23 protein-coding genes are annotated in these 19,029 nt (G+C 39.3%); 2 read left to right on the forward strand and 21 right to left on the reverse strand.

All coding sequences use genetic code 11. The features are described 5' to 3' along the window. Window positions 1-155: 155 nt before the first annotated feature. From BN2458_RS10400 to truB, 15 genes are read right to left on the reverse strand one after another with little or no spacing between them, the layout of a single operon-like run. The gene (locus BN2458_RS10400; protein WP_052082024.1) at window positions 156-1,325 is read right to left on the reverse strand and encodes a hypothetical protein; all 1,170 of its coding nucleotides are present in this window, start codon (window positions 1,323-1,325) and stop codon (window positions 156-158) included. Then, the gene (gene mnmE / locus BN2458_RS05780) at window positions 1,325-2,725 is read right to left on the reverse strand and encodes a tRNA uridine-5-carboxymethylaminomethyl(34) synthesis GTPase MnmE (protein WP_034327599.1); all 1,401 of its coding nucleotides are present in this window, start codon (window positions 2,723-2,725) and stop codon (window positions 1,325-1,327) included. The genes BN2458_RS10400 and mnmE overlap by 1 nt, the downstream gene beginning before the upstream one ends. Then, on the reverse strand, window positions 2,688-3,545 hold the full coding sequence (locus BN2458_RS05785; RefSeq protein WP_034327598.1) for a Jag N-terminal domain-containing protein: 858 nt from the start codon (window positions 3,543-3,545) through the stop codon (window positions 2,688-2,690). The genes mnmE and BN2458_RS05785 overlap by 38 nt, the downstream gene beginning before the upstream one ends. After that, window positions 3,542-5,317: a membrane protein insertase YidC gene (gene yidC / locus BN2458_RS05790; RefSeq protein WP_034327597.1), complete on the reverse strand. Its 1,776-nt coding sequence runs from the start codon at window positions 5,315-5,317 to the stop codon at window positions 3,542-3,544. The genes BN2458_RS05785 and yidC overlap by 4 nt, the downstream gene beginning before the upstream one ends. A gap of 11 nt (window positions 5,318-5,328) precedes the next feature. Beyond that, a complete protein-coding gene (yidD, locus tag BN2458_RS05795; RefSeq protein ID WP_081951328.1) occupies window positions 5,329-5,748 on the reverse strand; it encodes a membrane protein insertion efficiency factor YidD in 420 nt (139 codons plus the stop codon). Then, entirely contained in the window at window positions 5,749-6,174 is a 426-nt protein-coding gene (gene rnpA, locus BN2458_RS05800) for a ribonuclease P protein component (protein ID WP_034342057.1), read from the reverse strand. It abuts the gene before it with no gap. 11 nt (window positions 6,175-6,185) lie between these two features. After that, window positions 6,186-6,320 (reverse strand): 50S ribosomal protein L34, encoded by a 135-nt coding sequence (rpmH, locus tag BN2458_RS05805; protein WP_034342058.1) that lies wholly within the window; start codon window positions 6,318-6,320, stop codon window positions 6,186-6,188. Window positions 6,321-6,379: 59 nt separating this feature from the next. After that, window positions 6,380-7,096 (reverse strand): OmpA/MotB family protein, encoded by a 717-nt coding sequence (locus BN2458_RS05810; protein WP_034327589.1) that lies wholly within the window; start codon window positions 7,094-7,096, stop codon window positions 6,380-6,382. A gap of 14 nt (window positions 7,097-7,110) precedes the next feature. Continuing rightward, window positions 7,111-9,018 (reverse strand): hypothetical protein, encoded by a 1,908-nt coding sequence (locus tag BN2458_RS05815; RefSeq protein ID WP_034342059.1) that lies wholly within the window; start codon window positions 9,016-9,018, stop codon window positions 7,111-7,113. A gap of 16 nt (window positions 9,019-9,034) precedes the next feature. Next, a complete protein-coding gene (locus tag BN2458_RS05820; RefSeq protein ID WP_034327586.1) occupies window positions 9,035-9,415 on the reverse strand; it encodes an ExbD/TolR family protein in 381 nt (126 codons plus the stop codon). Then, the gene (exbB, locus tag BN2458_RS05825; protein WP_064504579.1) at window positions 9,412-9,864 is read right to left on the reverse strand and encodes a TonB-system energizer ExbB; all 453 of its coding nucleotides are present in this window, start codon (window positions 9,862-9,864) and stop codon (window positions 9,412-9,414) included. Before exbB ends, BN2458_RS05820 begins: the two co-directional genes overlap by 4 nt. Before the next feature lie 10 nt (window positions 9,865-9,874). Continuing rightward, window positions 9,875-10,342 (reverse strand): SsrA-binding protein SmpB, encoded by a 468-nt coding sequence (smpB, locus tag BN2458_RS05830; protein ID WP_034327583.1) that lies wholly within the window; start codon window positions 10,340-10,342, stop codon window positions 9,875-9,877. A 1-nt stretch (window position 10,343) separates the two neighbouring features. Further along, on the reverse strand, window positions 10,344-11,210 hold the full coding sequence (locus BN2458_RS05835) for a 4-(cytidine 5'-diphospho)-2-C-methyl-D-erythritol kinase (RefSeq protein ID WP_064504563.1): 867 nt from the start codon (window positions 11,208-11,210) through the stop codon (window positions 10,344-10,346). Then, window positions 11,200-11,454 carry a carbon storage regulator gene (locus BN2458_RS05840; RefSeq protein WP_034327582.1) on the reverse strand — a complete coding sequence of 85 codons (255 nt, stop codon included), beginning with the start codon at window positions 11,452-11,454 and terminating at the stop codon, window positions 11,200-11,202. Before BN2458_RS05840 ends, BN2458_RS05835 begins: the two co-directional genes overlap by 11 nt. Further along, window positions 11,423-12,280 carry a tRNA pseudouridine(55) synthase TruB gene (gene truB, locus BN2458_RS05845; RefSeq protein ID WP_034342061.1) on the reverse strand — a complete coding sequence of 286 codons (858 nt, stop codon included), beginning with the start codon at window positions 12,278-12,280 and terminating at the stop codon, window positions 11,423-11,425. Before truB ends, BN2458_RS05840 begins: the two co-directional genes overlap by 32 nt. 154 nt (window positions 12,281-12,434) lie before the next feature. Between truB and BN2458_RS05850 the strand changes: the two genes are divergently transcribed. Further along, entirely contained in the window at window positions 12,435-12,956 is a 522-nt protein-coding gene (locus BN2458_RS05850; RefSeq protein WP_034327578.1) for a PAS domain-containing protein, read from the forward strand. Window positions 12,957-13,110: 154 nt separating this feature from the next. Here BN2458_RS05850 and BN2458_RS10405 read toward each other — a convergent pair whose 3' ends face one another. Both BN2458_RS10405 and BN2458_RS10410 read right to left on the reverse strand, forming a co-directional pair. Next, a complete protein-coding gene (locus tag BN2458_RS10405) occupies window positions 13,111-13,566 on the reverse strand; it encodes an outer membrane beta-barrel protein (RefSeq protein ID WP_328590463.1) in 456 nt (151 codons plus the stop codon). After that, window positions 13,478-13,753 (reverse strand): hypothetical protein, encoded by a 276-nt coding sequence (locus BN2458_RS10410; protein ID WP_231944738.1) that lies wholly within the window; start codon window positions 13,751-13,753, stop codon window positions 13,478-13,480. Before BN2458_RS10410 ends, BN2458_RS10405 begins: the two co-directional genes overlap by 89 nt. A gap of 332 nt (window positions 13,754-14,085) precedes the next feature. Here BN2458_RS10410 and BN2458_RS05860 point away from each other — a divergent pair, with 332 nt between their 5' ends. Then, window positions 14,086-15,045 (forward strand): SLAC1 anion channel family protein, encoded by a 960-nt coding sequence (locus BN2458_RS05860; RefSeq protein ID WP_034342063.1) that lies wholly within the window; start codon window positions 14,086-14,088, stop codon window positions 15,043-15,045. 717 nt (window positions 15,046-15,762) lie between these two features. Here BN2458_RS05860 and BN2458_RS09935 read toward each other — a convergent pair. The 4 genes from BN2458_RS09935 to fusA all read right to left on the reverse strand — a co-directional run bounded on the left by BN2458_RS09935 (window position 15,763) and on the right by fusA (window position 19,020). After that, on the reverse strand, window positions 15,763-15,924 hold the full coding sequence (locus tag BN2458_RS09935; protein ID WP_156407283.1) for a hypothetical protein: 162 nt from the start codon (window positions 15,922-15,924) through the stop codon (window positions 15,763-15,765). A gap of 233 nt (window positions 15,925-16,157) precedes the next feature. Next, window positions 16,158-16,646 (reverse strand): c-type cytochrome, encoded by a 489-nt coding sequence (locus tag BN2458_RS10665; RefSeq protein ID WP_081951329.1) that lies wholly within the window; start codon window positions 16,644-16,646, stop codon window positions 16,158-16,160. A gap of 47 nt (window positions 16,647-16,693) precedes the next feature. Then, entirely contained in the window at window positions 16,694-16,939 is a 246-nt protein-coding gene (locus tag BN2458_RS05870; RefSeq protein ID WP_034326262.1) for a hypothetical protein, read from the reverse strand. 2 nt (window positions 16,940-16,941) lie between these two features. Continuing rightward, window positions 16,942-19,020, reverse strand: coding sequence for an elongation factor G (gene fusA, locus BN2458_RS05875; RefSeq protein ID WP_034326264.1), 2,079 nt, complete (start codon window positions 19,018-19,020; stop codon window positions 16,942-16,944). Between the last annotated feature and the right edge of the window lie 9 nt (window positions 19,021-19,029).

The following is a 19,029-nucleotide window of genomic DNA, read 5'->3' on the forward strand; positions in this document are numbered from 1 at the left end:
GCTTTTGCGTAATTTATATTTTATATTTTTATGGACGCACCTTAAGATTCTAAAATATTTAGAATCCATAGAAAAACCTACGCATATCACAAACTACACATAAGCGCGATTCTAGCACACTCTTTACACTTTGTCTATAAAAGCCCTAGAAATTACTAATGCTTTGAAACCAAGCGAGTTTTTAGAATCCTCGCATACCTGTCAAGCTGTGTTATATCACCGAGCAGTCCGCCAGAGAGGATAAACACAATCTCCTTATGCTTGAAAGATTCTAAATGCCTTTGCAAAAGGCAAAATGCGGGGCTGTCATAGACCAAATCCGCCCTCACTCCATTTTCTAGCAGATATGCCCTCATCGCCCATATCTCCTTGTGAGGTTTAGCAAATGTGAAAGGTGATTGCAAAATCTGTATATGTGCTACATTGTGCGTCTTGCACTTTGCCCTTAGCTCCGCCTCACTCCCCGCAATATTAAGAGCCACCAAAGTAGCCTTTGGCAAGAATCTATCTAAAGCTTTGCGCAAAGCAATTACCCCTACTCCACTCCCACTACTACAACAAATCACAGGTGCGCCACCAATACTTTGGGCTAACTCTCCTGCAAGCGCATTCATACCACTCATAGCATCTTCCACACTTCCACCCTGTGGAATAAAAAGGCTATTTTTATCGACAAGCTTTTTCGCATAAGATTCTAAACTCGCGCGATTGCTCCCCACCGGCAAGGCAAAGGCGGACATACCATATTTGAACGCATAGTAAAGATTGCCCTTGTGCGAGAGATTTTGCGCATTTATAGAATCTCGTATAAAATCAAGTCTAACAAGCAAATCCTTATCAATTTCCTCACGCGTGGTATCTGCGCTCATAGAAAGGAGATGTATAAAATCTTGCATATTTTGCATCAAAAGAGAATCTGCCCCCTCACCCAAAGATTCTAAATGTGGTGGTAGCATAGGCATTACATACTTAAAAGCCACGCCTTTAAGATTAGCAAGATAAGCCAAAGCGAACATTGCATTAGACTGATTGCCCCCATAGCTTATCCAAGTTTTATGTGGGACTTTAATAGATTCTAAATTGAGAGAATCTACCTGCGAGGTAAAACACAAACAAGAATCCACGCTCTGTGGGGCAAGGTTCAAGTGAGAATCCCCACACTGCTGGGTAACCTCCGCAAAGTCTGGGTTAGATTCATATAAATATGCAAATTTTCTCGCCTTGTTGCCATTGCAAATAGGATGGATTAAATCATCGCGTTTAAGCCACAATGTGCGCCCAAACAATCGCTTCTGCTCCATTATAGAGAGCGAAAAATCAAGCATTATTTGCCTAGGCAGAATGTGCCAAAAAGTTTGTCGAGCAGCTCCGCACTTTCAAACGAATGAGTAATACGACTAAGTAAATCGAGTGCGTCCCTTATATGATACGCACATAACTCCAACTCACCGCTTTTTAGCACCTTAGTTGCTTCACATATAGAATCGAGCGTATTTTTTACGCATTCAATCGCATAGCTGGTTGTAAGTATCAAGCTCTCATCACCACTTTGCGTGTTGATAATGTCTTTCAAAGATTCTATAACTTTCTGTGCCCCATCATTGTGTGCGCTGATGTAGAGTGGTGTGGGAAGTATAGCCTTATCACACGCATTTATAAACTGCGCGATTTTCTCCTGCTCAAAACTTTGGGGGAGGTCGGCTTTATTGCAAACAATGAGTATATGCTTGTCGCTAAAGTTTTTGAGCATATCAAGCACCTGCATATCCTTGTCATCAAATAGACGTGAAGTATCAAAAAGTGCGAGGATAATATCGCTTCGTTGCAACGCCTCTATTGACTTCTGTATGCCAAGCCGCTCAATCTCATCATCGCTCTGGCGAATACCTGCAGTATCAATGATACGCACCAACGCACCATTGACATAGAAACTCTCCTCTATGGTATCGCGAGTCGTCCCCTCTATGCTACTCACAATGGCGCGCTCATAGCTTAATAGCGCATTCAACAGGGAACTTTTACCAACATTTGGCTTACCAACAATGCTAAGTGTGAATCCATCAACTAGCCCACTGCGTGCTAAAGAAGATTCATATACCCTACACAAAGTATCCTCTATGCGCTTTAAGCGAGTGAGTATATCATTACTATAATCCTCCTCCACCTCCTCGCTATAATCAATATTGACCTCGATAAAAGCAAGGACTTCGAGCAAAGATTCTCTTGTATGCTCTACAAAAGCTCCCACATCGCCCTTTAGATGACGCATTAGAATCTTATTTGCTTCGAGGCTTTGCGAGGTAATCAGCCCTGCAACCGCTTGTGCTTGAGACAAATCAAGCCGCCCACCCAAAAAGGCGCGTTTGGTAAATTCCCCCGGATTTGCCACTCTAGCACCCAAAAATACACATAGCTCGACAATCGCCCGAGCACTCACAATCCCGCCGTGACACTGCACCTCGCATACATCTTGTGTCGTGTAGCTGCGTGGAGCTGGAAAGTAGAGCACTATGGCTTCATCTATACTCGCCCCCTGTGTATCATAAATACGGCATAAATGCGCGTAACGCGCTTTAAGCGAATCTCTATGTGTTAGGCGTAAAATAATTTCACAAGCGTTTTTACCACTTAGTCGCACAATGCTAATCGCCCCCACACCCACAGGTGTGGCAATGGCAACAATGGTGCTATCGTCTAAAGTCATTGATGATAATGTATTTTTCATCAGCCTCATTTTGTCGAACAGAGACATATTTATCTGGGAAAATATCACGCAATTTATTCAGCGCAATATAGACAAGAATCCCTTCAAGTGTCTTTGTCTGCGCCCTGCCATTGCTTCTTACAAGCCGCACAATATCCTTAAGATACACATCTATCATTTCTTCTTGATTCTTCAAAAATTCTGCGATCTCTAGGCGTAATGTATAACCATATCGAGGATTAATCCAATTAAAAAGCAAGTAAGAAAGTGCCTTGTAGCGATAACCTCGCTCACCAATAAGCAACGCACAATCACGCCCATCAATATAGACAGAGAGCGTATTATCGTCCTCAAGATGCACTTCAAATGTGTCAATCTCAAATGGCAACATCGCAAACAAAGATTCAATTTCTGCACGAATCTGCGCTACATTATCATCATCTTGCTGTGTAGAGGGGGTTTGCTTACCCCAAATATCTTGTGAAAAATCTTGCTCCGCGTGATAGTCCTCATAGTCTGTACGTGATGCTATGTTAGATTCTCCCACTTCCTTAGGAAGCTTAGGCTCTCTTACCTCTTTAGATTCAAAATCTTTATATGAATCCTTGTATGGTTTATGATGGCTGTATTCTTTATATTCTTTTGGTTTTGCATATTCTGTTTTTTGCGTAGTCTTATTTTTTGTATCAACAATAATAACCGCCTCTTTCTTACCTAGCCCCAAAAAACCATTACTAGAATTTTGCACCACTTCATATTCCAAATCAACCACCGAGCAACCAAGCTCCGTAGAAGCCTTGATTAAAGCCGCTTCTAAACTTTTTTCTACAATCTTTTTCACTTTATCCCCTTTTGTTTATGAGATGTTTCATTATGATGTTGATGTTGCTCTATTTCTTTGAATTTTCTCTTTTCCATAATTTTATTTAAGAACATTTGCTGGAAAATCGAAAATACATTATTAATCGTCCAATACAGCACGAGCCCCGCTGGAAAAGGAAAGATAATAAAAAATATTGTAAAAATGATAGGCAACATTTTGAAAATCTTTTCCTGCATTGGGTCTGTGAAATTTGAGGGTGTAAGCTTTTGAGAGATATACATACTCCCTCCCATAAGCACAGGCAATACAAAATACGGGTCGATAGCGGATAAATCGCTAATCCATAGAATCCACTCCGAGCTTTTGAGTTCCACCGCGTTATGTAGCACACGATAGATTGCAAAAAACACAGGAATTTGTAGGAGCAGAGGCAAACAGCCACCGAGCGGATTTGCTCCGTGTTTTTTGTATAAATCCATCATATGCATTTGCAACTTTTGCGGGTCGTCTTTATAACGCGTCTGCAATTCTTTCATCTTAGGTGCTAAGTCTTTGAGTTTTTGCATACTCATCATACCACGATAAGTGAGAGGATACAGCACAATACGCACAATCAGCGTCAAGAATACAATCGCCCAGCCCCAATTCCCACATAGATTATACAAATATTCGAGCAGCACAAAAAGTGGCTTAGCAAAAAATGTAATGCGCCCATACTCTACCACATCAGTAAGGCTCTCATCAATCCTTTGTAGCTCTTTATAAATCTTTGGTCCTATGTATCCGGCAAAATTCGCATTCCCCTCAAAGCGCACATAGGGCATAGGATTATGTGCATTGTCTCCACTCATCACAACATAAAATCCTTGCGATTCCTTAGTAAAAAATAGGCTTGTATAATATCTATCCACACTTGCTATAAAGCTTGAATTACGCATATCTACGGCAGTTTTTGCAAGATAATCACTACTTGCATCACCATCCTCGATTTTTGTCAAAACGCCATCAAAGGCATTACGCGTTACTACACCGCGAAATGCGTAGGTATCAGGGTCGGCAGTGGGGCGCATACCATTGCTTACAAAATATTCTACATTTGGCTTATCAAGCTCTATGCGCACATCGTAACGCAAATTTGGGTGTATTGTAAGATATTTTGTCAGCACGACATCGTCAAGATCCTGTGTGAGGACAATTTCAATCGGTGCACTTTCCAACTCGATATGCTTAAGGTTTGTCGTATAAGGGGTATTAAAGGCTCTTTGGTTAAGATTGCTATCGCTAAAGCGCACCTCCATTGTGTGTAGTCCGCCATTATCAAACAATGGGAGCTTTTCTACTGCCTCTCTATGGGAAGTTTTGAATCCCAAAACCTCGCCCACCATACCAAAGAGGCTTTTTTGTTCTCCGCGCGTGAATTGCTCATCTTTAAGATAAACTTGCTTAATCCGCCCCAATGCGTCAATTTCAATTTCAAAGGCATCGCTTTGAATATGCGCGATAATAGTCTGTTTGAGGGGTTGTGAAGTAGGTAGCGCAGAAGTGCTACTCGCCTGTGTAGCACTGCTTTTGCTAGGAGTGTGAGGAGATGAGATACTATCTTGAGATTCTATACCTGCCACATCTGCACCACTCACTTCACTTGAAGTAGCTTGTGTTTTCTCGGCGACTTGAGTGGGCGTTTGAGGGAAAAAATACGCATACACAGCAAAAAACGCGATTGATAAACCAACTGCTATGAGTACGCGCGAAAGTGATATGCCACTATCTTGTTCATTTGGACGATACATCGATATAACCTTTAAAAAATTGATTTAATAATATAAACTCGCATAATGTAAGTTTGACTAGAAACGCGCATTATATCTAAAAAACTTGTATTTGCGGTAGGGACAAACCAATATTTTACCTTTTTGCGCACAAACACAATATTTTTAAACTTGAGGCGTGCCTTAGGATATGCTATACCCCCTACAAAAAATTGATTACAGCTTAGAATTCGTAGTAATGATTTATATAAGGCAATAAAGGGATTATCAAAATATAACAGCCACAAAGTATATTCCGAGCAGCTTGGATAATATCTACACGCCCCAACACTTAGCGATGAAAGACTCTTTTGATAGAATCTTACACTTAAGATAAATATCTGGCGCAAAATATGCAAAACACTGCACACAGCATAATGCACAATGTGGGATACTCTATACAAAAGACACATTTAAGATTCTATCCTACTCATTGGGGCTTTGGGTGCTTTGGCATACATTTCACAAATTTTTACAAAACTAAAAAGTATATCTGCCCTCAAAGTTGCAAAATCAACATTAGTAATGCCCTCTTTTGCCACAAAAACAAAAATAAAATCCGCGAATGTGGCACGATTTTCATACACAATCGCCCTAACGCGTCTTTTGATAAGATTACGCTTATTTGCCTTGCCGATTTTACGCGAAATGCTTAACCCGAGATAGAGTGTAGCTTGATGAGATTTTATGCCTTCTAAAATCCGTTTGTCTTTGAAATGTTTGGGTTTGTAGTGCGAGATTCTAAGTGCATAAAGCACAAAGGATTTATGAAAAAATCGCCTCGCATTTTTGTAGATAAAGTCAAATTCAGCCTTTGTTTTTAGTGAATCTAACTTCATACATACTAAGCCTACACACAAAGTCTCTTGCGCCCTTTCGCTCTTCTAGCATTAACCACGCGGCGACCATTTTTTGTTTTCATTCTTGCGCGAAAGCCGTGAGTGCGTTTTCTGGGTGTATTGTGAGGTTGATAAGTTCTTTTCATTTTTAGCCTTAAGTGTAAAATAAGTTGGCGATTATGCCGATTTTATGCTTAAAAATAGGTTATTTTGGCTCAAATTCTTTACTAATATCAAGGATTTTAAGCAAATCTTTATTTGCCTTTGTGATGACCCTAAACTCCACACGGCGCGATTTGTCATCGTCCTCAAGTGGTTTGGCAAAAGAAAGCCCATTGGCACGAAAAACCTTAATGAGCCATTCTTTATACCCATCAATGCTTGTGAGATTAAAACAATACTTCAGCACCTCTAATGCCCTTGCCTGTGAAAGTTCGGCATTTCCTAAATATCTCTCCTCTAAACTATGAGCTGAAAACCAAATCTGTGAAGTATGTCCCTCTATGCGAATCTCCTCAATATTCCCCTTAAACTTCTCCAAAGATAGAATCTTTACATAACGTGGAAAAAAATCGTCCAAAATATCCTTAAAACGCTTTTTCACCTGCTTTGCCCCAGTATCAAAAAGCACTTCGGGTTCATTGAATCTAATCGTATTATCCTCATCAATAGATGCCTCCCACGCCTTCAAATCCTTGCCAAACTCCTTGAGTAACGCCTCATACAGCTCTTGCTGTAAATTAGAATAATTCTTTGCAATACTGCTCATAGCATCATTGAGTTCTAAAAGCTTTTGATTTTGAATCTTCAAATCCTCTTGCGTTTTTTGCGTAATCAGCATAAAAGATACCATAATAAGCAGAAAAATCATCATAATGCCTGCCATCATATCAGAAATGCTAATCCATTGATTATCTCTCATAGTTGCCCTTTATCTTATCTCGAGCCGATAATTTCACGCACACGGCGCAAAAACCACTCGTAATTCTCCTTGAAATTCTCCATACTCGCGCTCATTTGCGTATCAAGTGTGCTGAATGTATCCTTAATCTCATTTTGTAAATGCTTGTTGCCCTCAATGTTTTCGTTAATTGTATTTTGCACATTGCGATAAAGCTCAATGAGCTGCATACTATTATGCTGAATCTGCGCATTGAGATTTCCTAAATGCGAAAGTAAATTATGCTGCAAAGTGCCAAAATCCTTTATCACCTGCGCGCCCATATCTTTGGGAATGGCTACTGAATCTTTGGTAAGCTTTTGTATAATTTTTAGATACTCACTCGCAAGTTTTTTGACAAATCCGCTCACTTGCTCGTATTGCGCATTCACATATTCATCGCTTTTTGCACTTAGCTCACTCAAAGCTTCAAGCCGTGCTCTTGTCATCTCTTGCTCTTTAGTAAGCATACTTTCCATATTGCTTTGTGCTAATGTGAGGTATTGCTCCTGCATAGCCTTCATATCCTTTGCCATATCCTGCATAATCACTTCATTATGCGAAGTGAGATAAGAAAGGCTAGATTCTAAACTCTCCACGATTGCATTGTGATTTTTAGCTATATGCTCTCGTAAGCGCGCAAATTCCTGCGCATTTTCATTGCTTGATTGTGTATTTTGCGCGATATTTTGCTCCAACATTTTACCAAGGGCTATGATATGCGCACTTGCGCTATTTGTAATCTCATCAAAATACCCACTGCTACGCTCTACAAGATTGTTACAATGCGAGTTAAAGCCTGTGGCATTAGATTCTAAAATCGTGCCTATATGCTCCCTAGCCGAATCGGTGCTTTGGGCAATAAATGTACCCAAATGCTCCATTTGCCCCTTAGCGTGTGAATCTAGCTCTGCAAAATAGCTCTCCACCTGATTTTTTAACAAATCAATATGCTTATTTGTCGTATTTTCTAGTTCACCCATTTGCTGCGTAGCGGTGATAAAAAATTTATCCATACTATCCAAACAATGCTGTGCGTGCGCACCAAGTGTGGCGATTTCTTGCAGTTTTGCATTCAGCATTTCGCCACGAGAGCGCATATCCTCCATAACTTCAATACTCTTTGTATAAAATGCCATAGCATTCGCATTTTGCGCTACTATGGATTCTAAAGTATTTTGTGTGCTATTCATTGCATTCGCACTATCGCTCATCGCCTTATGCGTTTGCGTAAGAAGTTCTTGTGTATGTTCAATATTTTGCTTGTATTGCTCCTGCCAAGTGAGTAATTTGCCCACCGCGCTATTGAGTTCCTTAAAATTTTCGCCAAATTGATTCTGTAAGTTATGATTAAAATCCCTAATCACAAGTTCAAGCGCACTAATAAGTTCCCTAGAAGCGCCAGAGGCTAATTGCTTGATTGTCGCTTGTAAAGACGAATTAATATCTTGCAAAAGTGCATTTGTCTCATTATTCAATGTGCGTGTATCCTCTAGTGTAGGCAGATTCACAATCTTATTATTAAGCTCCAAAATACCTCGCAAATGGTCTAGCTGTCCTATTTGCGTTACCACATAGTCCATATTCATATCTTGTGCGCTTTTTATACCCTTTACCCTCTGTGTGATTGAGAGTGCTATTGCCAAACCCATACCCAAAATAGAGGTGTAAAACGCTGTCTTTAGCCCATTTAAGAGTAAGGGGACAGAATCTTGTAAGGCAAGCGTATCAAAACCAATAAGCCCAATAAAAATCCCCACAAATGTCCCCAGCACACCAGTGCTCATAATAATTGCCTTAAAGTCCTTATGCGTAGGCTCACCAAAGCTTCTAAAATCCCATACAAACAGCCCTACCATTAAAATCGTAAAGCAAATATTCACAAGCCAAACAAGTTCTTGCATATATCCTCCTTAAATGCTATTTTTGCTCCGTTGTTACATACACATCATCAATGCCATTATCTCGTAAAGTCGTGGCAACCTCCAAAAAATACTCCAAATCACTCTGTCTATCGCTACGAATAATCACCTGCGTATCCTTCTCAAAGCTCTTTATCTCTGCTTTAAGCTCACCTAAGCCTAACAGCTTGTCATCGAGAAAAAACCGCCCCTCCTTGTCAATGGTGATTGAATGCGTTTTCTTTTGCTGTGCATTTTGCCCCTGCGTGTCCTCAAGACGAGGCACATCAACCTGTATGTGTGAGCGCACCACAAATGACGCGCTCGTAAGCACAATAACAAGCAACACAAGCATAATATCAATAAAAGGGATAAGATTAAGCGAATCTATCTTTTTCATACATTATACTTTGTGGGGTTTTTGACTTTTGTAGGGGGGTTATGCTCAATATCCCAAAGCGATAAAATCACCTCTGTTTTGCGTAACAAAAAGTTATAAAACACAATCGATGGAATCGCCACGATAAGCCCCGCTGCTGTTGCCTTAAGTGCGAGAGATAGTCCCACCATAATACTTTGTGTATCAATAAGTGCATTTGAGCCAATCTCCACAAATGTAACCATAATCCCAAACACCGTTCCCAAAAGACCAATATAAGGTGCATTTGAACCAATCGTTGCGATAATTGTTAGACGCTTATGGAGCACAAGCTCCAAGATTCTTTTATCATCAAACTTCGCCACATCAATATGATAATACACCCACATACGCTCAAATGTCACGCCAAGCGCAACTACACTCAAAAAAATCAAAAAACCAAGCACCCCATAATCTACAATCTCTTTCACTGCCTCACCCCTATATTTTTTTACCATAGTTTTTCATATTCGCCCTCGCCTCGCGCTCTAGCATTTTTTTCTTTATGCTTTCGCGTTTATCATAAAGTTTTTTCCCTTTCACAAGTGCGATTGTCAGCTTGATTTTATTTCTTTGATTACAATAAATATTTAATGGCACGATGCTTAAGCCCTGCGTGCTCACATTTCCAAAAAGCTTATCAATCTCTTTTTTATGAAGCAAAAGCTTGCGTGGCGCACGTTCATTTGGCTTAAAATACGAGTAGGTATGCTCCAAAAATGAAATATGCATATGAAACAAAAACGCCTCGCCCTTGATGATTTTCACAAAACTATCTTTGAGATTCACACGCCCTGCGCGTATTGCCTTGACCTCACTTCCAACTAAAACTATGCCACTTTCAATTGTCTCTAAAATTTCGTAATCAAATGTGGCTTTTTTGTTTTTAGCAAAGATTTTTTTTTGCATACTATCCGCCTATTTTGCCAAATCTCATACTAGATTCTGTAACTTTAGAATCTAGCGCACTCTGCAAATTTCCCGCGCCCTGCATATTTTTCAAGCGAAAAAAGCTACTCCCGCTTCCACTAAAATACCATTCACTGCCTAGCTCTTGTGCAATCTCTTGTAGCACAGGATACACACTCACTGCGCTAAGAAATAAATCATTCATCACTTCCCTACTATGACTTTGCCCTAATAACTCTCTGCTTGTAAGCTTAAACCATTCTTTTGTGGGTGCGCTATACGCGGCTTTGCACTTATGTATAAAATCTGCATAGGCTTGATAGACTTTTGTCGTATCACAAAACAATTTGGGCGTGTGAATCTCATATAACGCGCTAGATTCCATAAATGCCTCTATTTTTTCCCCCTTGCCCGATACATTCGCGCTCTCCTCCCCACTCGCAAAAAAACTTACATCTGCACCTATACCTTGTGCGATACCCATAAGCTCCTTATCACTCAAATTCAGTTCGCCCATTTCATTTATCACACGCAAAAACTCCCCCACATTCGCACTTCCTCCGCCAAGCCCTGCGCCCTGCGGGATAGACTTTTGCACCTCTACCTTTATGGTTTCTAAAATATCAGCTCCTTTGCCTAAACTCGCCAAATACTCTTGCAAAGCACATTTTGCCTTAAAAATAAGATTATCCTCCACAGCACAGCCAAAATCACCCAAAAGTACAAAACAAGAATGTGTCCTTATCTCCATTTCATCATAAAGATTCCCATACGCCCTCACAAAGCGTGAATTGAGCTGATGAAAGCCATTTTCATATCCAATAACTTTCAAAAAAATATTGAGTTTTGGATAAATCTTACAAATCACTTGCGTCTCTATTTTTTGCTTTTAATAATTTTTGAATCTGTGTGAGCGATTGCTTATCAATAGCCTGTGAGGCTTGTTTATTTGCTAGGCTCACAGCCTCTTTTAGCTCACCGCGTAAAATTACGCAAGTTTCTGGAGCAGAGAAACCTAGGCGCACACTACCCTTATCAATAGAAATCACCCTTACTTCTATGTCATCGCCTATAATAACACTATCTTCTTGCTTGCGTGAGAGAATTAGCATATTCAATCCTATTTAAGATATATTTTACATTACCATTTTCACAAACCTCAATTATAGAGAAAAAATCATCAAAATACACTTTATATTTGCCTTTTTGTATATTTTTACATACGATTTTCTTACCAAGATACATATCTTTCGCTCTTATATCGCTATTACTAAGTAAGGGATAAGGTAAATAATCAAGCGGATTTAACATCTTAATCCCCTCTATTGCACTAACACTCATTGCCCCCTCACTCACGCGTTCTAAAGAGGACAATGTGCCTTCTACACCAAGATTTTGGGCTATCATCTCACCAATACTTCGCACATATCCACCCTCACTCACACTTACTTCAAAACTCACAAATGGGTGGCGATACGATAAAAGCTTTATGTAATAAATTGTCATTTGTATAGTTTTGAGGCTAAACTCCTCCCCCGCTCGTGCAAGTTCATACGCCCTCTTGCCATTAATATGCTTTGCGCTAAAACGTGGCGGCGCATAGGTAATAGTGCCTTTTATAGAATCTAGCGCGGATTGTATGTCGTGCATAGTAAAAGCCCTAAGTGTGCTTACAGATTCTATATTTTCTATATCAAGGCTCTGTGAGTGTGCCCCTAGCCACAAAGTTGCACGATAGACTTTAGGAGATTTTACCAAATGGCTAAAAAGCCTTGTATAGCTGCCAAAGCCTATCACAAGTGTGCCTTTGGCAAATGGGTCAAGCGTGCCAAGAAATCCGCCCTTTTTACAAGAAAATTGTTTTTTGAGTGTGTAAAGAAACCTATTTGAGCTAATAAATGGCGGCTTATAGGCAGCTATAAGCATTGAAACACTCATTATTTATCCTTTTAACATTAAATAAATTCTACAAGACTCTAAATAGAGACAGGGCAAACGCTATGTAAAAAGCGCGTATTATAGCAGTATTCTAAGGGAGATTTTATAGTCCTTGTGTAATAATCAAGCTTTATTTGATGTTTTAAGGATTGATATGGCACAAGAAATATTTCTCCAAAATGACACACTCATTACTTCCAAAACAGATTTAAAAGGTTGCGTCACCTATGGCAATAGCGATTTTGTGCAATTTAGCGGCTTTAGCGAAGATGAATTCTTAGGCAAACCGCATAATATTATCCGCCACCCAGATATGCCTCGTATCGCTTTTAAGCTCCTGTGGGATAATATCCAAAATGGCAAGGAGTTTTTCGCATTTGTAAAGAATTTATCACGCAACAATAACATTTATTGGGTGTTCGCAAATATTACACCCTCTTATGATGATAACAATAAAATCATCGGTTATTACTCCGTGCGCCGCCGCCCAAGTAAGCAGGGTGTGGCGTTTTTGAATGATATTTATGCCAAACTCGTTCAGGCAGAAAAACAAGGCGGTATGAATGCCTCACTCAAGCTTTTGCAAGATACATTACAAGATGCACAAACAACTTATGATGAGCTAGTGATTCATTTACAAAATACAGGCAAGACTGAGGGCTATCACGGAGATTAAGATTTTAGTTTCCAAACAAAAAAGTATCAAAAGTCTTTAGAAAATTTAAAAGATTTTAGGAAGTTTTGAGTTTTAAACCCCCAAGGGCGTAAAGCCTTTGGGGACAAAATGAGGAGATAAATATAAGAAAGCTTAAATTTAGATTCTAAAATTCTTAGAAGCTAAAGATATAGCGTAAGCCTACATTGTAGTTGTGTGTTGCTGTTACTTTTAAACCATCTTTATTAACAAGAGTTGTAGCGACAAAAGGTACACGAGCAGCTAATTCTATGCCGTGAGCTTTAGCAATCTCTGTGCGCAAACCAACATTAAGAGCAGCACCAAAGCCACTTGTTGTTACTTTTGCGCCAAGTCCTGCCATGTCATCTTTAAGACCTGTAATAAGGCTGCCACTCCAGCTATTAAGACCTAAGCCAAGCCCCAAAAATGCACCAAAGCTTAGAGAATCATCAGCGATAAAATTATAAAGTGCATCAACATTTACACCAAAATTCATCACATTTGCTTTACGCTTTATACCCTCAATTTTCTTTTCTCCTGTAGTAGATGCAAAGTTTGCATAATAAGCGCAAACCAAAATTTGGAGTAAAGAATTGCTTATAACCAGCAATCACTTCATAGCTTAAACCATCTAGACTTTGTTTCCCACCACCGTCACCAGGACTTGTAACTTTCATTGTGCTTCCACCATATCCTAGCCCTACACCCACAAAAATGCCATTTTCTTCAGCTACAAGTGCAGAACTTGATAATGCTAAAGCCACTACTGAACTTACAAGTAATTTTGTAGTTTTCATTAAACCACCTTTCATAAAATTGATTTTGTATTATAAATAATACGGGTTCAATTCTAGCCCCCTCCCCCCCCCCTTTTTTTTTGCTTAAAACAAAAACTTTAAAAGTGTTTCTTATGATTAAGTATAGAGAAAAGTAACATTTTTCTATCTTTTAGGTAGAGAAATAGGGAGGTTGTAGGAAGTGTTTTAAAGTATTTGATTTATGCTTGAAAATGTGTATAAATTTGTATGTTTAGATAAGGAAGCTTAAAAAACATAACAAAAAGGGATATAATTGCACTCAACACATTGGTGTATTCCACATAAGCCCTTGGGGCAAGAAAGAGTTGCAAATGGAAGAGGATTCACAATCTAAATTAAAATATTTTCCTGTTATGATGTTTGCCATTACAATGGGCTTTGGTGGGCTTACGATTGACTATAAAAAGGCAGTGGAGGTTTTGGCGTTTCCACCTGTTTTATATCAAATTCTCTCTATGGTTGTCGCCACTTTGGCGTGTGTAATTTTTGGATTCTATCTTTTGAAACTTTTGAAATATCCACGCGCGGTTTTGGGTGAATTTTCTCACCCTGTTAAGCTCAATTTCTTTGCAACAATCTCAATGTCTATCCTGCTCTTCTCTAGCATATTCCACGAAATTACAAATGTTTCTTTTGCTCTTTTTACCATTGGAGCTATTTTTCAAATTTTTATCGCTTTTTATGCAATTACCTATTGGCTCAATAGAGATATTGAGTTCTCACATTCCAATCCCGCGTGGTTTGTCCCTGTCGTAGGCAATCTGCTTGTGCCAACCACGGGGGCGGATTTTGTGAGCCACCCTATCCTTATGTTTTTCTTTTCTTTGGGAATTTTCTTTTGGATTGTCCTCACTGCTGTGCTGTTTAACCGCATTATTTTTCACGGAATGCTTGCGCAAAAATTCTTGCCGACATTAGCAATTTTCATCGCGCCTCCGGCAATTGCGATGACGAGCTATCTTAGAATTAACGGCGATGATTTTGACTATATTGCCGAGTTTTTGCTAAATGTCGCCATTATTTTTGCCATTATTCTTTTTGCTCTTGCGCGAAATTTTTATAAAATTAAGTTTTTTATCTCGTGGTGGGCTTTCACTTTCCCCTTTGCCGCACTCACTCTTGCACTGCTCGTGGCATATGAAAAGACCCAATTTACACCCTATTATTTTCTAAGCTTTTTCTCACTCGTGCTGACAAGCTGTATTATCGCATTTGTAGGGATTAAAACTATTCAGGTGATTATGCGTGATGAGCTTTGCAAGGAGGAGTAAGGCTTTATTGTATTAAATGTAAAATCTGCAATTTTCACATTGTTTATTTGATTATCCTGCATTTTGTGTCCTAGCCGCGCAAGACTCTAATCTTGCTTATACCAGATTTTAAAGTACAGAAACAGATATGTCGCTTAAAATGCTATCAAAATGCCTCGTAAAACTTGATATGATACAAACACAAAGGATTTCTAAGTCCATAATCCAAAATGGCGATAATTCATACTAAACTATCAAGGGGATTTGTATGTCAAGCAAATGCAAAAACCCACAAAACAAATCAATGTCTTTTATCTTAAGCAACAAAGAATGACCAAGCCTTGAAATATTAGAATCTCTTGCAATAGGCGAAATTCTTAAGAGTGTGATGAGGGCGTATAAAGCCACCCTCGCCAAAAAACTACCACAAATTAATCATAATTCCTTAAGCCCAACAACCTTGCATAGTCAATAAATGTAGCGATATTATAGCCATTTTGTGAGTTTTCAAACCTTACCACTGCACTTTGTGCGTTACTTGCATCTTATTCTAGCAATCTCTTGTTATGCTGGCTTAGATTTTATCCGTGCTTGCAAAAGCTATTGCCACATCTGCCAAAATAGAGCTTGGATATCCAATTCTTTTCTAAAAATTCTTATTTTAGGGCTTTTGCTTTCATCTCATCAAACTTCATCATCGTTCTTAAATCTTACAGAATCTTTCTCGCTTCTTGTATTTTATTCTTTGGTATCTTTTAAAGAAACTTTATTTGAAAATTTTTCAAATAAAGCAGCGTAAGATATATCACTCTCTTGTTCCAATAGATAAAAATACTCTTGCAATGCTTTTAACCCCCCCCCCCCAGCCACATTCATATAGCCCATCTGTGTGTATCTCATATTTTATACTTTTGCTAGATTTTCCTAGCAAATCAAAGGACGATACATAGAGGATTTATTTTTAAAGTGGCACAAATCTCCTAACTCTTGTGCTACTTTGTCATTTAAAATCTCTTAAGTCCTCTTGTATTGTAAATTTACAGGTTTATTATTACACAAAAGAAAGTGTTTGAAGTGCAAATTCCATTCAACACAAAGATTCTAAAGAATGTCTGGGGGGTGCATTAAGTCGCCTAAAAGGCGTCAATATACTCCGCCAAAGCCTCAATATCCGCATCACTTAGATTCTTTGCCTGCATATACATTATCACGGAATTGCCACCTCTACTAAGCGTTCTTGAACGAAAACCTTTGAGTGATTCAACCACTTGAGTTTTATTCATTGAAGCAATAAGCACGCCACCGACACTACCGGGTGCAACACTCTTGCCGTCTTTACCGTGGCAAGCCGCACATCTCGCATATAGTGTCGCCGCATCCAGTGCGGTAGCCTCCTGCACCTCTTCACCTGTGCTAGATTCAGTAGATGTTTCTGCACTCTGTAAATCTTGCGGGATAGTAACCTCTACGCGTGTGTCATCGTCTAAAGATGGTTGCTCACTATCTAGTGAAGCTTGGCTACTAGATTGAAATTCTCGTGTTTCTTTGCTCTCTTGGTTTTTCTCATTAGAACAAGCACAAAATAGCACAAAAACAACACAGAAAAGAAGAGTTTTATACATAATACATCCTTTTGTTTCCTCTCGCACTTTACGAGAGGAAAATCAAATTATTGAGCTGTTTCTTCTTTTGAAGCTTCCTCATCTTTTGCTTCTTCTGTAGATTCTGTAGTAGCTTTACCTACTTCTTCCGTAACTTCTGCTTTATCGTCTTTTGCCTCTTCCACAGGAACAACAACTTCTACTTCCTCTATAACTTCAACAGGAGCTGGAGACTCATCTTTTGCCGCGTCATCTTTGTTTCCACACGCTACAAGAACCAAACCCAAACCTAGAACAAAAATCAGCTTTTTCATCATTAACCCTTTCTCTTTTCGATAATTTCTTTGGCAACATTACTTGGCACTTCACCATAGTGGTCAAATTCCATTGTATATGTGCCTCTACCCTGTGTAGCTGAACGCAAGTCAGTAGAATATCCAAACATTTCAGCTAAGGGAACAAAAGCATTCACAATTTTCAAGCCCATACGGTCGTCCATTGAGTTGATTTGCCCTCGCCTTCTGTTTAAATCTCCTATGACATCGCCCATATACTCTTCAGGGACCTCCACCTCAACCTTCATCATAGGCTCTAATAGCACTGCGTTTGCCTTACGGCAAGCGTCTTTAAATGCCATAGAGCCGGCAATTTTAAACGCCATTTCAGATGAATCCACATCATGATAGCTTCCATCATAAAGTGTTATTTTAAAATCCACTACGGGATATCCTGCAAGCACACCATTTTGCATTGCTTCTTGAATACCCTTATCAACAGCTGGAATATATTCTTTTGGAATAACTCCACCACTAATATTATTCACAAATTCATAGCCTGTGCCTGCTTCTTTTGGCTCAAGCCTAATATGCACGTGCCCATACTGCCCACGCCCACCTGATTGCTTAGCGTATTTACATTCTTGCTCAACTGCAGTGCGAATTGTCTCTCTAAAGGCAACTTGTGGCTCACCCACCTCTGCTTCTACTTTAAACTCACGTTTTAATCTATCAACAATAATTTCTAAGTGAAGCTCGCCCATACCGCCAATAAGCGTTTGTCCTGTCTCTTCGTGTGTGCTTACTCTAAAACTCGGGTCTTCTTCAGCAAGTTTGCCAAGTGCGATAGACATTTTTTCTTGGTCAGCCTTTGTCTTTGGCTCTACGGCAATTTGAATCACAGGCTCTGGGAAATCCATACGTTCTAAAATCACAGGCACTTTTTCATCACAAAGTGTGTCGCCTGTAACCGTGTCTTTCAAACCTACAAATGCACAAATCTCGCCTGCATAGATTTCTTTAATATCCTCACGTTTATTAGAGTGCATTTTTAAAAGTCGTCCTACACGTTCTTTCTTGCCTTTTGTTGAATTAAGCACATAACTACCAGATTCTAATTTACCCCGATATGCACGCACAAAAGTGAGTTGCCCCACAAATGGGTCAGTCATAATCTTAAATGCTAACCCTGCGAATGCACCATCATCGCTAGATTCTACGCTTAGTTCAGATTCATTTTTGGGATCAATGCCTTTAATCTCTGCTACTTCAGTAGGAGCAGGTAAATAATCCACCACAGCATCTAAAAGTGTTTGCACTCCTTTATTCTTAAAACTTGAACCACAAAGCATAGGGATAAGACTCATATTTAAACAACCAATTTTTATGCCTTTTTTAATATCTTCAATGCTCAATTCTTCGCCGCCAAGATATTTTTCCATTAAAGCCTCATCTTGTTCTGCTGCAGCTTCAAGTAATTTTTCTCGGTATTCATTAGCTTTTTCAACTAATTCGGCTGGAATCTCCTCTACATCATATTTTGCTCCCATTGATTCATCATTCCATACAATGGCTTTCATTTGCACCAAATCAATCACACCTTTGAAATTCTCTTCTGCACCAATGGGAATGTTAATGGGCACAGGATTAGCTTTTAAACGTTGCTTAATTTGACTTTCAACACTATAAAAATTTGCACCGATTCTATCCATTTTATTGACAAAAACCATACGAGGCACACCATATTTATTCGCTTGTCTCCACACGGTTTCACTTTGAGGTTGCACACCTCCCACAGAACAAAATACAGCAATAGCTCCATCAAGCACGCGCATAGAACGTTCCACTTCAATGGTAAAATCAACGTGTCCGGGTGTATCAATAAGATTGATTTGATAATCTCGCCAAAAACAAGTTGTAGTAGCAGAGGTAATGGTAATCCCGCGCTCTTTTTCCTGCTCCATCCAATCCATAGTTGCCGCACCATCATGCACTTCACCAATCTTATGACTCACACCTGTATAAAATAAAATTCGCTCTGAAGTTGTTGTTTTACCTGCGTCAATATGAGCAGCAATACCAATATTTCTAATTCTTGCTAAAGGGGTTTTTCTTGCCATTCTAGTTCC

The sequence above is a fragment of the Helicobacter typhlonius genome, assembly GCF_001460635.1.
GTDB classification, from domain to species: domain Bacteria; phylum Campylobacterota; class Campylobacteria; order Campylobacterales; family Helicobacteraceae; genus Helicobacter_C; species Helicobacter_C typhlonius.

Coding starts and splice junctions, on each gene's coding strand:
- BN2458_RS05860 (WP_034342063.1), top strand. CDS start 14,086: ATGGAAGAGGATTCACAATCTAAATTAAAATATTTTCCTGTTATGATG.
- yidC (WP_034327597.1), bottom strand. CDS start 5,317: ATGTATCGTCCAAATGAACAAGATAGTGGCATATCACTTTCGCGCGTA.
- smpB (WP_034327583.1), bottom strand. CDS start 10,342: ATGCAAAAAAAAATCTTTGCTAAAAACAAAAAAGCCACATTTGATTAC.
- BN2458_RS09935 (WP_156407283.1), bottom strand. CDS start 15,924: ATGAGATACACACAGATGGGCTATATGAATGTGGCTGGGGGGGGGGGG.
- BN2458_RS05820 (WP_034327586.1), bottom strand. CDS start 9,415: ATGAAAAAGATAGATTCGCTTAATCTTATCCCTTTTATTGATATTATG.
- fusA (WP_034326264.1), bottom strand. CDS start 19,020: ATGGCAAGAAAAACCCCTTTAGCAAGAATTAGAAATATTGGTATTGCT.
- BN2458_RS05870 (WP_034326262.1), bottom strand. CDS start 16,939: ATGAAAAAGCTGATTTTTGTTCTAGGTTTGGGTTTGGTTCTTGTAGCG.
- BN2458_RS10665 (WP_081951329.1), bottom strand. CDS start 16,646: ATGTATAAAACTCTTCTTTTCTGTGTTGTTTTTGTGCTATTTTGTGCT.
- rnpA (WP_034342057.1), bottom strand. CDS start 6,174: ATGAAGTTAGATTCACTAAAAACAAAGGCTGAATTTGACTTTATCTAC.
- mnmE (WP_034327599.1), bottom strand. CDS start 2,725: ATGAAAAATACATTATCATCAATGACTTTAGACGATAGCACCATTGTT.
- BN2458_RS05850 (WP_034327578.1), top strand. CDS start 12,435: ATGGCACAAGAAATATTTCTCCAAAATGACACACTCATTACTTCCAAA.
- yidD (WP_081951328.1), bottom strand. CDS start 5,748: ATGTGTCTTTTGTATAGAGTATCCCACATTGTGCATTATGCTGTGTGC.
- BN2458_RS05815 (WP_034342059.1), bottom strand. CDS start 9,018: ATGCAAGAACTTGTTTGGCTTGTGAATATTTGCTTTACGATTTTAATG.
- BN2458_RS05810 (WP_034327589.1), bottom strand. CDS start 7,096: ATGAGAGATAATCAATGGATTAGCATTTCTGATATGATGGCAGGCATT.
- rpmH (WP_034342058.1), bottom strand. CDS start 6,320: ATGAAAAGAACTTATCAACCTCACAATACACCCAGAAAACGCACTCAC.
- BN2458_RS05840 (WP_034327582.1), bottom strand. CDS start 11,454: ATGCTAATTCTCTCACGCAAGCAAGAAGATAGTGTTATTATAGGCGAT.
- BN2458_RS10400 (WP_052082024.1), bottom strand. CDS start 1,325: ATGCTTGATTTTTCGCTCTCTATAATGGAGCAGAAGCGATTGTTTGGG.
- BN2458_RS10410 (WP_231944738.1), bottom strand. CDS start 13,753: ATGAAAACTACAAAATTACTTGTAAGTTCAGTAGTGGCTTTAGCATTA.
- truB (WP_034342061.1), bottom strand. CDS start 12,280: ATGAGTGTTTCAATGCTTATAGCTGCCTATAAGCCGCCATTTATTAGC.